The organism is Streptomyces sp. NPDC002588 (genome assembly GCF_040295925.1).
Lineage (GTDB): Bacteria > Actinomycetota > Actinomycetes > Streptomycetales > Streptomycetaceae > Streptomyces.
The window spans coordinates 20,607-34,164 of the sequence record NZ_JBEOWF010000066.1 but is presented as its reverse complement, the minus strand read 5'-3'; the positions used below and the strand labels follow the sequence as shown (position 1 = coordinate 34,164).

Here is a 13,558-nt window from a genome sequence, read left to right as displayed (position 1 = left end):
TGCCGGTGGCGCGGGCGGCCGCGAGGCCCGGTCACGCGACCAGGCGCAGCCAGGCCGCCGCGAGGGCGGCGTGACCGGCCGGTGTCGGGTGCACGCCGTCCGCGGCCCAGTACTCCGGCGCGGTCGTCGCGGCGAGCCCGGCGAACAGGCCGTCGGCGGCGAGCAGACGCGCTCCGTACGAACGGGCGAGCTCGCGCACGACCTGGATCTTCGGGTCCAGTCCGGCCCGCCACTCCCTGCGGACCTCTTCGTCGAGCACCACGTCCCCGACCTCGACACTGCCGCGAATCGGCAGCAGGAACGGCTCGATGAGGATCAGCTCGGTACCGGCCTCGGCGAGCGGCGCGAGCAGACGGTCGTAACCCGCCGCGTACTCCTCCGCGGAGATCACATGGCCGTCCGGGTCGTACGAGTGCCGGCCGACGTCGTTGATGCCGACGAGGATCGACACCAGGTCCGGGCGGGCGTCGAGCACGTCCGTCTGCCACCGGGCCTCGAGGTCCATCACCCTGTCGCCCGCGATCCCGGAGTTCAGCCAGGTCACTGCCCGGTCCGGGTGCCGGAGTCCCCACTCGCCCGCGACGCGCAGCGCATAGCCGGATCCGAGCCGCTGTTCGCTCTCCAGCCGTTGGCAGTCGGTGATCGAATCGCCGGTGAACATCACGGTGCTCCCCGGTCCGAGGGTGATGGTCATGCGCGCTCCCCGCTGTCAGCGGTACCGAACCAGCGGTCCGCGGCCTCCTCGAACTCCGTGTGGTCCGGGTCGCCGTCGGCCGCCCAGGCGACGGTGCCGTCGGGCCGGACCAGCACGGCACCCAGCCCGAGCGGGTTTCCCGCCGGCCCGGCCGCATACCGGATCCGGCTCGCCCAGCCCGTCGCCGGACCGTGCAGGGATCGGCCGGTGCCGAGATCGAGCGCGACGCCTCGCCCGTCCCGCATCAGATCTGCGAGGCGGGTGCCGTCCTCGAGACGGAGGTCCGGGGCGTCGCGGCCGACGAGCGGGTGCTCGCTGCCGAGGTCGTAGCGGTTGTACGTGCCCGACGTCCTCCTGAACACGTAGGTCGTTCCGTCCCGGGTCCCGATGAGGTCGCGCATCACTCCTCGGACCGCCCGGGCATGCGGGTCCGGTCCCATGGCCGCCACCTGGGCCCGTGACCAGTCGAGCACGCTCGCGCCGATCGGACGGCGCTCGCGGGTGTAGGTGTCGAGAAGCCCGTCCGGCGCGTGCCCGTGCACGGTCGCCGCGAGCTTCCAGCCCAGGTTCATGGCGTCGCCGATGCCGAGGTTGAGTCCCTGCCCGCCGAGGGGGGAGTGGATGTGCGCGGCGTCGCCCGCGAGCAGGACGCGTCCCTGCCGGTAGGTCGTCGTCTGCATCGCCCGATCGGTGAAGCTCGAGGCGCGATGAACCTCTTCCAGGGTCACGTCGGTGCCGGACACACGGCGCAGAACCGTCTGGAGATGTTCGCGCGTCAGCGGCTTCGAGCGGTCGAACGCGCCGCCGTCGAAGTCCATCATGCCGATGTACTCTCTCGCGGGCGTCCGGAGGTACATGCCCGTCGGCGTCGCATTGAACCCGGGGCGCAGCTTCTCGGGATCGGCGATGGCGGCGAGCACGGCGTAGCCGGTGAACCGCGGCTCGGTGCCGACGAAGTCGAAGCCCGTGAGCCCGCGCACGGTGCTGCGTCCGCCGTCGCAGCCGACGAGCCAGCGCGCCGGGTACGCGTGCTCGCCGGCCTGCGCGACCACGCCGTCGTCGTCCTGGGTGACGGCCGAGACCGGGACGCCGCGCCGGATCTCCACGCCGAGCCTGACCGCCCGCTCGGCCAGTACCGTCTCGACCGCTGCCAGGTTCGTCATCAGGCCCTCGGGTGCCGGGCTGGGCATCCGGAACGGCAGGGCGGTGACGTCGACGTCGGCCGGATCGAGCATCATGCCGGCGAAGTGGCCCACGCTCCGAGGGGGTGACGGCTCGTCCGTGTCGGAGTGCGTGCCGGGGGCGTCGTCGACGCCCGAGGCCGTCAGCAGCGGGCGCAGCATCCCGCGGCGGTAGAACGCCTCGACCGACGCGGCGGACAGTCCCCGCATCCCGAGCGGGGCCTCCTTCCACCGGGAGCGCGACTCCGGCTCCCGCTCCAGCACCAGGACGGAGCGGCCCGCCAGGCCGAGCTCGCAGGCGAGGAACAGCCCGACCGGTCCCGCGCCCACGATCGCCACGTCGTACACGGGGCTCACCGGCCCTGCCCGTTGATCATGTCGACCAGGCCCTGGGCCGTGTTGCCCTCGGAGTCGATCCCCTGAACCTCGGCGCCTTCGAACATGACGTCCTCGGTGGGGCGGAGGAACATGGCCTCCTCGTACTCGCCGAGCGCGGCCTCGACGTCGTCGGGGTGCGCGGCGAGGGCCTTGCCGAGTTCGGCGCCGTCGAGCATGGCCAGGTTGGCTCCCTCGCCGTTCGGCGCCGCGAGGTGGGCGGCGTCGCCGAGCAGGGTCACCCCCGGCACCCGCTCCCAGCGGAGCCCGGCCGGCAGGGCGTAGTGGGGACGCAGGACAGGCGCGGTGTCGGCGTCGGTGATCAGCGCGGTGAGCTCCGGCGCCCAGCCCTCGAACTCCTGCGCGATCCGCGCGGTGGCCGCGGCGGAATCGGTGAAGTCGATGGCGGCGAACCAGTCCCGATCCCTGGTGAGCTGCACGTAGGTGTGCAGCGTGGCGCCGCTCTCCCGGTGGGCGAAGATCTCCTTGCCCGGCGAAGGCGCGATCATCGACCCGCCGCCGACCGCTTTCGCGGCGGCCGGGTGCCGGGTGTCGGCCTCGAACAGGTAGGTCTCGACGAACGACGCGCCGGCGTACTCGGGGGTGGCGTCGGTGAGCAGCGGCCGGACCCGTGACCACGCGCCGTCCGCACCGACCAGCAGGCTCGTGGCAGCGGTGCACCCGCAGGCGAACGTCACCTCGTGGCCGCCGTTGCCGACCGCACGGACGCCGCTGACCTTGTGGTCCCACCGGACGGTGCCGGCCGGCAGCGAGTCGAGCAGCATCTTTCGCAGGTCGCCGCGCATCGCCTCGGGGCGTCCGCCGCCGTCGTCGGCCTTGTCCATCAGGACGGTCCCGTCCTGGTCGAGGACCCGCATCGTCTGGCGGCCCCCGATGACGATGGCGCGGAACTCGTCCATCAGGCCGGCCGCCTGAAGGGCGAGCTGCCCGTTGTGGTCGTGGATGTCGAGCATTCCGCCCTGCCTGCGCGCGGCCGGGGAGGAATCGGCCTCGTAGACCCTGGACGGGATGCCGTTGACGTGCAGGACACGGGCCAGGACGAGTCCGCCGAGTCCGGCGCCGATGATCGTGACAGGGCTGTTCATGATTGTGGCTCCTATGGATCGGGCCGCCCGGCGAACCCCGGCCGGCCGCCCGCGGATCGGCAGGCACCCGAAGACTGACGGGGGCCGCTCACACGGGGCGCACACGGCGCTGACAGCGGCTCACACGGCAGCCCTCCGGCCATCGCGTTTCGTACCGGCCCTGCTCGGCCGGACCATAACCGGCGTAAGCACGCCAGTTTCCCTCGGTATGATCGGCAGATGGCCGAAACGGGACGGGACAAGCAATTGCGCGCGGACGCCGAGCGGAACCGGCAGCGCATCCTCGACACCGCCCGCCAGGTCTTCGCCGACGAGGGACTCGGTGTGTCGATGCGGCACATCGCCAAGCGGGCCGAGGTGGGGGAACCGACTCTGCGCCGCCGGTTCCCCTCGAAGGCGGAGCTGGTCGCGGCCGTGTTCCAGGACAAGATCGCCGCCTACGCCGACATCTCCGCCGAGGGCCTGGCGGACCCCGACCCCTGGCACGGATTCACCACATACCTCGGGAAGATGGCCTGCATGCAGCTCGGTGACCGCGGCTTCACCGAGGTCCTGACGATGACGTTCCCCAAGGGCATGGGCCTCGAGCCCGACCGCCGCCGCGCCTACGAGAACATCAGCATGCTGATCGCCCGCGCCAAGGCCGCGGGCGCGCTGCGCGAGGACTTCACGCCCGAGGACATCATCATGGTGCTCATCGCGCACGCGGGCATCGTGGCCGGAGCCGGGGACATCGCCGCCAAGCTCTCCCCCAGGCTCCTCGCCTACCTCCTCCAGGCCTTCGCCGCGCCGGGCAACGGATCCCTTCCCTCGCCGCCGACCATGGTCGAGACGTATCGAGCCCTGCTGCGGATGCACGAGGACGACCAGGCCGCCACGCCCTCCTGAGCGCCGAACGCCCGGATGGGCGCCGTTTCGTCCCCTCCCGGTCACGTACATAAGTGACGCACCCGCGCTACTTAATGCTAATGTGAGGTCCACGGCGAGCCCTGGCGCGACCGCACACCGACATGACATGGCGTGCTCGGCTACCGATGAGCGCATCCCCTCGGAGGGTTGGCGACATCGGACCGACGAGCCCCTGTCGCGCTCACCACAACCCACGAGAGCGAATCCACTAACTGGAATATATGCGCCACTTGTCTGGTTGAGGCAGTCGGCTACACGCACAGACAGGAGATGCACGATGGAGATCGGTGCGTTCACGTTCGCCGACATCGCTGTCGGTGAGGGGGTGAGTGCGACCCAGCGCATCCCGGAGCTGTTGGAGGAGATCGCGCTCGCCGACGAGGTCGGGCTGGATGTGTTCGGCCTCGGCGAGCATCACCGACCGGGGTTCGGTGCGCCGGCTCCTGCCGTCGTGCTCGCGGCCGCGGCCGCCCGGACATCACGGATCCGGCTCACGAGCGCCGTGACGGTACTGGGTTCGGACGACCCGGTGCGGGTGTTCGAGCAGTTCACCGCGCTGGACCTGGTGTCCCAGGGGCGGGCCGAGATCATGGTCGGCCGCGGGGCGCTGCCGGACTCGTTCCGCCTGTTCGGCCACGACATGGCCGAATACGACGCCCTGTTCGACGAGAAGCTGCGACTGCTGCTGGAACTGCGCGGAGCCGAGCCGGTGACGTGGTCGGGCCGGTTCAGGCCGCCGCTGGACAACGAGCTGATCCTGCCGCGGCCGGTGCAGGAACGGCTTCCGGTGTGGGTCGGGGTCGGAGGCAGCCCCAACTCCGTCGTACGCGCGGCATCCCTCGACCTGCCGTTGGTTCTTGGCACGGTCGGTGGCACGGCCCAGCACTTCGCGCCCATGGCCGAGCTCTACCGTGAGGCACTGGAGCACTACGGCCGGCCGCCGCAGCCGATGGCCGTCACCCTGCACGGTTTCGTCGCCGACACCTCCCAGAAAGCGGCCGACGTCTACTTCCCGGCCGACGCCGCCCTGTTCAACATGATCGGCGCCGAGCGGGGCATTCCTCCGCTCACGGTGAGCCACATCGCGGCCAAGAACGGCCCCGGAAGCATGTACGCGGTGGGTTCGCCCGGCCAGGTGGTGGAGAAGCTGCTCCATCAGCACGAACTGCTGGGCCATCAGCGTGTCATGCTCCAGCTCGCCGTCGGCCCCGTGGGCCACCGCGACGTGATGCGGGCCATCGAACTGCTGGGCACCGAGGTCGCACCGGCCCTCCGGGCGGAGGTCTCTCGCCGGGACGGCGCCAGGAGCGCCGGTACCGTCCGCGGCCCCGAGACCGCTGAGGCCGTGCGGTGAGCGGGGAGCGAGCCGCCGACGTGCGGTCGATCGGGATCATCGGCGCCGGGAAGGCCGGGGTGGCGATCGCCCGCCGTGCCCTGGCCGCAGGCCACCGGGTCCACATCGCGGCCTCCGGCCCGCCCCGTCGCACCGGGCTGGTCACCCGGGTCCTGCTGCCCACCGCCGTGCCGGTCTCCGCCGAGGAGCTGCCCGCGGTCTCCGACGTCGTCTTCGTGTGCGTGCCGCTGAGGCACTGGCGGACCCTGCCCACCGAGAAGTGGCGGGGGCGGATCGTCGTCGACGTCATGAACTACTGGCCCCCGGTCGACGGGATCCTGCCCGAGTTCGAGACCGCGGCGCGGTCCTCGAGCGAGATCGTCCGTGACGGCTGGCCGTCCTCGGTCCGGCTGGTCAAGACGTTCAACCACATCGGCTACCACGACACGGAGGAACGCGCCCGCCCCGCGGGCGCCCCGGACCGGGTCGCCCTGGGAGTCGCCGGCGACGACCGTGCCGCGGTCGCCACGGTGGCCGCCGTCGTGGACGACCTCGGCTTCGACCCCGTGGACATCGGCCCGCTCTCCGCGGGTGCCGCCCTGCAGCCGGGCCGCGAGCTGTTCGGCGCCCTGCTCGGCCGTACCGAGTTCCGGGCCGCGATCGGGCGAACGCCCGAACACCACGACCGTGATCCACGTCCCGCGGCCCATGTGTCCGCGGCCGAACGACTTCCGAGCCAGGAAAGAGACACGTCGAACATGACATCGCCTCCGGGCGGCATACGGCCGGCCCAAGCGTCCCCGGCGTTCGTGATGCTCGCGCCGAACGAGGGCATGGGTGTGTGCGGAGTGGACGGGGAGTGCTCCTGATGAACGTCTTCGATCACCCGGACGACCGGCTCGTCGTCGATGTGTGGAGCGACGTCATGTGCCCGTTCTGCTACATCGGTGACACCGTGCTCGCGCAGGCCGTGGAGAGGTTTCCGCACGGCTCCGACGTCGAGATCCGCTACCACAGCTTCCAGTTGATGCCGCACCTGCCGCCCGACCACGCCGTCGACCTCAACGAGCTGTTGGAGAAGGAACGCGGATTCCCCAGGACGCAGGCCAAGGCGATGAACGCCCAGGTCGCCGCCCATGGCGCACAGTTCGGGCTGGACTTCCGTCTCGACTCGGCGATCGGGACCAACACCCGTGCCGCCCACCGGCTGATCCACTGGGCCAGGAGCCAGGGCCGTCAGCACGACATGGTTCAGCGGCTGTTCCGCGCCTACTTCACCGATGGACTCGACGTCGGCGACCACGACGTCCTCGCCGGCCTGGCGGCGGAGACCGGCCTCGACCGCGGTGCCGCCCGCGAGGCGCTCGACGGTGACGCGTTCGACGCCGATTTCGAGGCCGACATACGACAGGCCGGAGAAATCGGCATCACCGGCGTCCCCTTCTTCGTCTTCGACGGGCGCTACGCCGTCTCCGGCGCCCAGCCGGTCGAAGCGTTCCTCCAGGCACTCGACACCGCCTGGAAGGACAGATCCGCGAGGACCGCGTGAGCGGAGCGTGCGGCCGAATCGGCCTGCGCTCTGCCTCACCGACACCCCCCGTCCCACGTCGGCCGGCAGACGGCCGGCTCCCGGCCGTCCCGCTGAGGGCGACAACCCCGCACCGGAGCAGTCATGCGCGCACTGCACGTCCCGGCCGCCGGTGAACAGCCCGTCCTCGGCGAACTGCCCACCCCTGCGGTCCCCGACGGCCATGTACTGATCAAGGTCGAGGCCGTCGGCCTCAACGCCCTCGCCAACATACTCGCCGACTTCGTCACCGCCGCGGCGCTCCCCCTGGCCGGCGCGGCCGCCCTGGCCACCGTCGAGCACGTCGACCCCCGGCCCGGACAGGTCGTCCTCGTCAACGGCGCCACCGGCGGTGTCGGCTCCTATGCCGTCCAGTTGCCGGCCGCCCGCGGCGCGAACGTCGTGGCCACCGGCACATCCGCCGACGCCGAGCGGCTCACCGAGCTGGGCGCCACCACCGTCGTCGACTTCACGGCCGGCTCCGTCGCCGACCAGGTCAGGGAGCTCCACCCCGACGGCGCGGACGGCCTGGTCAACCTCGTCGGGAACACCATCGACGACGTACCGTTGGCCGCGGTCCGCAAGAACGGCAAGGTCGGCAGCACCACCGTGAACCCCGACGCCGACGCCCTCGCCGCCGCCGGCCTGACCGGCACCACCGTCTTCGCGGCCCCCGGCGCCGAAACCATCGCCCCGCTCGCCGAGCAGGCGGCGAACGGCACGCTGAGCGTCGAGGTGGGCACCGTCCTGCCGCTCGACCGGGCCGCCGAGGGACTGGCCATCATCGCCGCGGGAAAGGCCGGCGGCAAGATCGTCATCACGATCAACGACCAGGTGTACTGATCACGAGCGTTGTCGACACTCGCCGGTGCTTGATCATGGCGAAGGGCCTCCGGTGTGGACTGCTCTTCCGGCGTCCGCCGGCCGGCTGTGGCTCCCCTGCCGCGACCGTCACCTCTCTTGTGCAGGCCGGGCCGAGTCGCGAAACGACTTGAGCACGTGCCGCACCATCTGCCCGGCGGTATTGGCGCGGAGGAATCCCGAGATACCGCCGTAGGTCAGTTCGAGTACGATTCCCCCCATGTCGAGGGCGCTGATCCTCCCGTCGGGTCCCAGGGCGAGTTTTTCGAGCAGGAGCTTTCCGATTTCTTCCCACTGACTGACGAACAGCTGACGCTGCCGCATTCCCAGATTTCCGTCACGCTGTGCACGGCGGAGGAACTCAATGGCGATGATTCCCCATTTCTGTTCCGCGGCACGGGTGTCGGACCAATGGGCGACGATTTCGATGACGACGTCCGGGTCGGTGACTTCGCGCAGCGCTTCGGAGAGTTCCTGGACGTCGTGCCCCGCGTTTCCCTCGAGGAGTTGCTGGAGGACGTCCTGCTTGGAGGAGAAGTTCGAGTAGAAGGCTCCCTTCGAGAACCCGGCCTCGTCCGCTATGCGTTCGACCGAGGCGCCCTCGTAGCCCTCCCGCGCGACGACGTCCCGTGCTGCGTTCAGGAGCTTCTCCCGCGTGAGCGCCTGGCTCTGCTCTCGCGTCAGCCTCGCCATGATGATGCTCTCCCCACTGAATTCGCTCCCAAACGGTGGAACCGCCCGGCACCGAGCCGCGGACAAGTGTACCGTGCCGAAACTCCTGCCCGGGCTGAGGAAACCACCAAGAGGATTCTTCGCCAGCCCGGTCGCACAGGACGAATCAGTCGGCGATACCGCTTTGGGAGACATTGACGATGGAGCCCTTCGGCACCCAGCTGGTGCCGTTGAACTCGTGCAGCTGGTACTCGTGCACCAGTCGGCCGTCGGATTCTCCGGTCAGGTTCGCTCCGTCGATGAGGAGCGGGTCAGCCACCTTGGACAGGGAGTCCCACGCGGAGAGGAAACCCTTGCTGCTGACGTCTTTGGTCTCCTTGAGCGCCGAGACGACCGCCGCAGCCAGTCCGTAGCCGGTCAGCGCGAACGACTGGTTCGCGTCCGCCTCGGGCGCGTACTCGGCCATGTCCGCGCGGTACTTCACGAGAGCCTTCTCGTTGTGCACGGCGGGGTTCTGCGGGTCCTTGAACCACTGGTAGGAGAGGGCTCCCTTGACGTTGGCGGCGCCGGCGGGCTTGACCGTGCTGGCGAAGTCGGCGTACGGGCTCCCGACGAAGACCTGGGGGTGATAGTCGATCTGGCCCATGTACGACAGCAGCGCGCCCAGGGTCGGCGGGCCGAGGGTGACGACCAGGGTGTCGACCTTGGCGGCCTTGAGTTCCGTCACCTGCGAGGCGACGTCGCCCTGGCCGGGCGGGAGTCTGAGCGCCTTGACCGGCTTGACGCCGGCCTTGGCGAGCCCGGCGAGTTGGCTGTCGGCGAGTTCGTTGTTGAAGCCCATGAAGCCGACGACGGCCTTGGGGGTCTTCTCCTTGATGTAGCGCCCCTGGAGCTCGCCCTCCCAGGAGATGTCCGGCACGAAGGCACGGGAGTCGGGGAACTTCTTGACGTCGCTCAGCACGGTCTCGCCGCCCTGCACGATCTGCGCCACGCCCGCCGAGTTGAGCTGGGGACGTGCCGCGACCGCGATACCGCCGAAGTTGATGACGACCGTCGCGTGGTCCTTCTTGACGAACTCGGTGTTGTTGGACACCAGACGGGCGGGGTCGAAGGCGTCGTCCTTCACCTCGAAGTCGATCTTCCGCCCGTTGATGCCGCCGGCGGCGTTGACCGCTTTGAAGTACGCGGCCGCCCCGTCCGCCGAGACACCCGCGGAGGCCAGGGGGCCGCTGAGCGGGTAGCTGGCCCGGATCACGATGTCACTGTTCTCGGTCTGGGACCCGGCCGAGCGTCCGGAACAGGCGGTCGCTGTGGCCGCGGCCACGGCCACGAGGGCGATCAGCTTCGCTGGGTAGTTCGTCATTGAACTTCCTTTCTGATGTGCAGGTGATCGAGGGCGGAGGGAGAGCTGGTCGGAGAGGGAGAGGTGAACCGGCCGAGGAGGCGCGTGAAGCCGCCGACGAGTCCGGTGGGTGCGAGGATCAGGCAGAGGATGAGCCCGCCGGCGTAGACGAGCTGGGCCCAGTTGCCCGAGGAGTCGCCACTGACCACGTTCTCGGCGGCGGTGGGCAGGTAGACCACGATCGCCGCCCCGACGATCGCGCCCGCCCAGGTCCGGCTGCCGCCGACGACGCCCGCCGCGAGGAGGGTGATGGACAGCGTGATCTGGTAACTGTCCGGCACCGCGATGGCGACGGCGAGGGCGTAGAGCGCGCCGCCGATGCCCGCCACGGCCGAACTGACGGCGAAGGCCGTGAGCTTGACGCGGTTGACGTTCACGCCGTTCGCGGCGGCGAGCAGGGGGCTCGTGCGGACCGCGGCCAGGGCCCGGCCGCTCGTTCCCGTCACCAGGTTGCGCAGCAGGACAAGCGTCAGGGCGAGGACGAGCAGGCAGACGACATACCCGAACTGCGCCGGAGTGAGCCCGGTACCCGGGGGCGGCTGGATCCCCGAGTGCGCCAGCGAGAGACCGAACGTCCCGCCCGTCGTGGACTTCAGACGGATGATCACGAGGGGGAAGACGGCGGCCACGGCGATGGTCAGCAGGCCGAGGTTGGCGCCGCCCATTTTCAGGGCGAGGCCGCCGATCAGCAGACCGAAGACCAGGCACACCGCTCCGGACAGGAGGACGGCGGGCACCCAGGGCCAGCCGCTCTCGGTGACGGTGCCGAGGGTGACGTACCCGCCGAGGCCGAAGACGGCGCCGTGCCCGACGCTGATCTGACCGGAGTGGCCGAGCAGGAGGTTGAGACCGGCGACGGCCATCGCGAGGGTGAGGACCCGGGAGAGGTCGAGCAGGTCGTAGTCGGAGACGAGGAAGGGAACGACCAGACCGATGATCAGGGCGGCGGTCCAGCCGCCGGGGACGGCGTAGCGGCGCAACGTGTTCATACCCGCACCGTCCTGGTCCGGCCGAAGAGTCCGGCCGGCTTGAGCGTCACGACGACGGCGGTGAGCAGGAACGGGGCGACGATGGCGAGGTCGCCGTCGAGGCCGGGCACGTACCGGCCGGCCAACCCGTTCGCGATGCCGACGAGTATGCCGCCGACCACGGCGCCCACCCGGCTCGCGAGACCGCCCAGCGTTCCGGCGGCCAGCGCCAGCAGCAGCGGAAAGGTCATCATCCCCGGTGACAGGGTCAGGACGGGTGCCGCGACGATGGCCGCGAAGGCGCCGACCGCCGCGGCGATCGCCCACCCGATCATGAGCCACAGGCCCTGGTGCTGGCCGAGGACGGTGGCGGAGGACGGGTTCTGTGCCACGGCCCGCAGACGCAGCCCGACGCTGGTGCGGTTGAACAGCACCGCGGTGGCCGTCATGACGGCGAGCAGCATGACCAGCGAGCCCACCTGCTGCACCGTCATGCGCAGCCCGGCGAACTCGATCAGGCCCTTGCCGAAGGGGCTGGGGAAGGTCCGCGGATCGGTCGTCCAGACGATGGCCATCAGCGCGTTGAAGCCAAGGAGCAGGGCAACGCTGAGGGTGAGCAGAGGGAGTTCACCCGCGCCCTCGACGCGCCGGACCAGCGCCCGCTCGATGAGCGCTCCGCCGGCCGCGGACAGGACGACGACCACGGGGACGGCCGCCCAGAAGGGCAGGCCCCCGTCGAGAAGGACCAGGGTGAGATAGGCGGAGAGCGTCGCCATCTCGCCCTGGGCGAAGTTGAGCATGCCGGTGCCCTGGAAGACCACGCTCAGCGCGAGGGCGAGGATGCCGTACACCAGCCCTGAACTCAGCCCGTCCAGCACCTGTTGGAACAGTTCGGTCACTTCTTGACTCCGATCGCTTCCGCGCCGCCGTCCGTCTCACCGAGGTACGCGCGCTTGATCACGTCGCCGTCGCGGAACTCCTCGACCGGGCCGGCGGCTGCGACGCGGCCGCCCGTGAGGACGATCACGCGGTCGGCGATGTCGAGGGACAGCCGTGCGTTCTGCTCCGCGATCAGCAGCGAGGTCGACCACTCGCCCCTGATCCGGGCCAGCACCTCGAAGAGGTGCCGGGTGAGCAGCGGTGCGAGGCCGAGGGACGGCTCGTCGATGAGCAGCAGGCGGGGCCGGGCCATCAGGGCGCGTCCGATCGCGAGCATCTGCTGCTGACCGCCCGAGAGCAGGCCGGCGGCGCGTGTGCGCATCTCGGCCAGCACCGGGAAGGTGTCGTAGACGAGGGCGAAGTCCCTGGCGGCGAGGGCCCGCCGGTCCCGCGGCCGGGCCAGGCTGCCGAGACGGAGGTTCTCCTCCACGGTCAGGTCGACGAACGTGCCGCGGCCCTCGGGCACATGTCCGACGCCTGCGCGTGCCGTCCGTGCGCCGCTCCAGCCGACGATGTCGACCGCGCCGTACTCGATCGCGCCCTCTGTGGACACCAGGCGGGAGATGGCGCGCAGCAGGGTTGTCTTGCCGGCCCCGTTCGGGCCGAGGAGGACGACGATCTCGCCGTCCGACAGGGCCAGGTCGATCCCGTGCAGGACCTCGACTGAGCCGTAGCGTGCGACGAGCCGCCGGGTCTCCAGCAATGCGATGCTCACCTTTCCACCTCCGACCAGTCGTCGCCCAGGTAGGCGGCGACAACCCGTTCGTCGGCCGCCACCTCGGCCGGGGATCCGGCGACGAGGAGCCGGCCCGAGTCGAGGACGACCACATGACGCGATACGCGCATCACCAGGCCGACGTCGTGTTCGACGAGGACGCAGGTCATCCCCGTGTCCGCGGCGAAGGCCTCGACGTCGCCGAGGAGGTCGGAGGCCTCGTCCGCGCCGAGACCGGCCGCGGGTTCGTCGAGCAGCAGCAGGCGCGGCTCCGCGATCAGGGCCCGAGCCACCTCGACGCGGCGCCGGTCGCCGTGCGGGAGGCTGTCCACGCGCCGGTCCTGGGACCGGTCGAGACCGAGGTGCCCGAGCAGTGAGGACGCCCGCTCGCGCATCGCCCGCTCGGCGCGTACGACCGGGGGCAGCCGCAGGAACGATCCCAGCAGGCCGTGCTTCATCCGGGAGTGGGCGCCGAGCAGGACGTTGTCGAGCGCGCTGAGCTCGGGGACCAGCAGCGGCGTCTGGAACGTGCGCGCGATGCCGAGGGCCGCGCGTCGGTCGGCGTGCAGCCGGCTCAGGTCACGCCCTTCCAGTTCGACCCGGCCGGCGTGTCGGGCGACCCCGCTGATGCAGTTGAACAGCGTCGTCTTCCCGGCCCCGTTGGGGCCGATCACCGCCGAGACACCGCCCGCCGGTATCGAGAAGGAGACGTCCTGCAGTGCTGTGACGCCCTGGAAGCTCACTCCGAGTGAGTCGACACGCAGTGCTGTGTCGTGTGTCGGATCGGCCATCGATGAGGCACCGTCCTGTTCTGCGTGAAGTGATGCGTGGGTGGT

General features: G+C 70.6%; 14 protein-coding genes. 5 read left to right on the top strand and 9 right to left on the bottom strand.

What is annotated here, in order from left to right; genetic code table 11:
- Positions 1-31: 31 nt before the first annotated feature.
- The 3 genes from ABT057_RS45395 to ABT057_RS45385 are packed head-to-tail and all read right to left on the bottom strand — an operon-like array spanning position 32 to position 3,356.
- Positions 32-694 (bottom strand): SGNH/GDSL hydrolase family protein, encoded by a 663-nt coding sequence (locus ABT057_RS45395; RefSeq protein ID WP_352350552.1) that lies wholly within the window; start codon positions 692-694, stop codon positions 32-34.
- Positions 691-2,223 (bottom strand): FAD-dependent monooxygenase, encoded by a 1,533-nt coding sequence (locus ABT057_RS45390; protein ID WP_352350594.1) that lies wholly within the window; start codon positions 2,221-2,223, stop codon positions 691-693. Before ABT057_RS45390 ends, ABT057_RS45395 begins: the two co-directional genes overlap by 4 nt.
- Before the next feature lie 5 nt (positions 2,224-2,228).
- Positions 2,229-3,356 (bottom strand): FAD-dependent oxidoreductase, encoded by a 1,128-nt coding sequence (locus ABT057_RS45385; RefSeq protein WP_352350550.1) that lies wholly within the window; start codon positions 3,354-3,356, stop codon positions 2,229-2,231.
- A gap of 219 nt (positions 3,357-3,575) precedes the next feature.
- Here ABT057_RS45385 and ABT057_RS45380 point away from each other — a divergent pair, with 219 nt between their 5' ends.
- The 5 genes from ABT057_RS45380 to ABT057_RS45360 all read left to right on the top strand — a co-directional run bounded on the left by ABT057_RS45380 (position 3,576) and on the right by ABT057_RS45360 (position 8,008).
- Positions 3,576-4,244: a TetR/AcrR family transcriptional regulator gene (locus tag ABT057_RS45380; RefSeq protein ID WP_352350548.1), complete on the top strand. Its 669-nt coding sequence runs from the start codon at positions 3,576-3,578 to the stop codon at positions 4,242-4,244.
- Between the two features lie 298 nt (positions 4,245-4,542).
- Entirely contained in the window at positions 4,543-5,619 is a 1,077-nt protein-coding gene (locus ABT057_RS45375; RefSeq protein WP_352350546.1) for an LLM class flavin-dependent oxidoreductase, read from the top strand.
- A complete protein-coding gene (locus ABT057_RS45370) occupies positions 5,616-6,467 on the top strand; it encodes an NADPH-dependent F420 reductase (protein ID WP_352350544.1) in 852 nt (283 codons plus the stop codon). Before ABT057_RS45375 ends, ABT057_RS45370 begins: the two co-directional genes overlap by 4 nt.
- Positions 6,467-7,147, top strand: a complete 681-nt coding sequence (locus ABT057_RS45365; RefSeq protein WP_352350542.1) for a DsbA family oxidoreductase — start codon at positions 6,467-6,469, stop codon at positions 7,145-7,147. The genes ABT057_RS45370 and ABT057_RS45365 overlap by 1 nt, the downstream gene beginning before the upstream one ends.
- A 123-nt stretch (positions 7,148-7,270) precedes the next feature.
- Complete coding sequence (locus tag ABT057_RS45360) at positions 7,271-8,008, top strand: zinc-binding dehydrogenase (protein WP_352350540.1); 738 nt, start codon at positions 7,271-7,273, stop codon at positions 8,006-8,008.
- Between the two features lie 108 nt (positions 8,009-8,116).
- On the opposite strand, the gene ABT057_RS45355 is transcribed toward ABT057_RS45360, so the two are convergent.
- The 6 genes from ABT057_RS45355 to ABT057_RS45330 form a co-directional block, all read right to left on the bottom strand.
- A complete protein-coding gene (locus ABT057_RS45355; protein ID WP_352350538.1) occupies positions 8,117-8,719 on the bottom strand; it encodes a TetR/AcrR family transcriptional regulator in 603 nt (200 codons plus the stop codon).
- Between the two features lie 145 nt (positions 8,720-8,864).
- Positions 8,865-10,061 carry an ABC transporter substrate-binding protein gene (locus tag ABT057_RS45350; protein ID WP_352350536.1) on the bottom strand — a complete coding sequence of 399 codons (1,197 nt, stop codon included), beginning with the start codon at positions 10,059-10,061 and terminating at the stop codon, positions 8,865-8,867.
- Complete coding sequence (locus ABT057_RS45345; protein WP_352350534.1) at positions 10,058-11,089, bottom strand: branched-chain amino acid ABC transporter permease; 1,032 nt, start codon at positions 11,087-11,089, stop codon at positions 10,058-10,060. The genes ABT057_RS45350 and ABT057_RS45345 overlap by 4 nt, the downstream gene beginning before the upstream one ends.
- A complete protein-coding gene (locus ABT057_RS45340) occupies positions 11,086-11,967 on the bottom strand; it encodes a branched-chain amino acid ABC transporter permease (protein ID WP_352350532.1) in 882 nt (293 codons plus the stop codon). The genes ABT057_RS45345 and ABT057_RS45340 overlap by 4 nt, the downstream gene beginning before the upstream one ends.
- Positions 11,964-12,722, bottom strand: coding sequence for an ABC transporter ATP-binding protein (locus ABT057_RS45335; RefSeq protein WP_352350530.1), 759 nt, complete (start codon positions 12,720-12,722; stop codon positions 11,964-11,966). Before ABT057_RS45335 ends, ABT057_RS45340 begins: the two co-directional genes overlap by 4 nt.
- Entirely contained in the window at positions 12,719-13,513 is a 795-nt protein-coding gene (locus ABT057_RS45330) for an ABC transporter ATP-binding protein (protein WP_352350528.1), read from the bottom strand. The genes ABT057_RS45335 and ABT057_RS45330 overlap by 4 nt, the downstream gene beginning before the upstream one ends.
- Positions 13,514-13,558 lie beyond the last annotated feature (45 nt).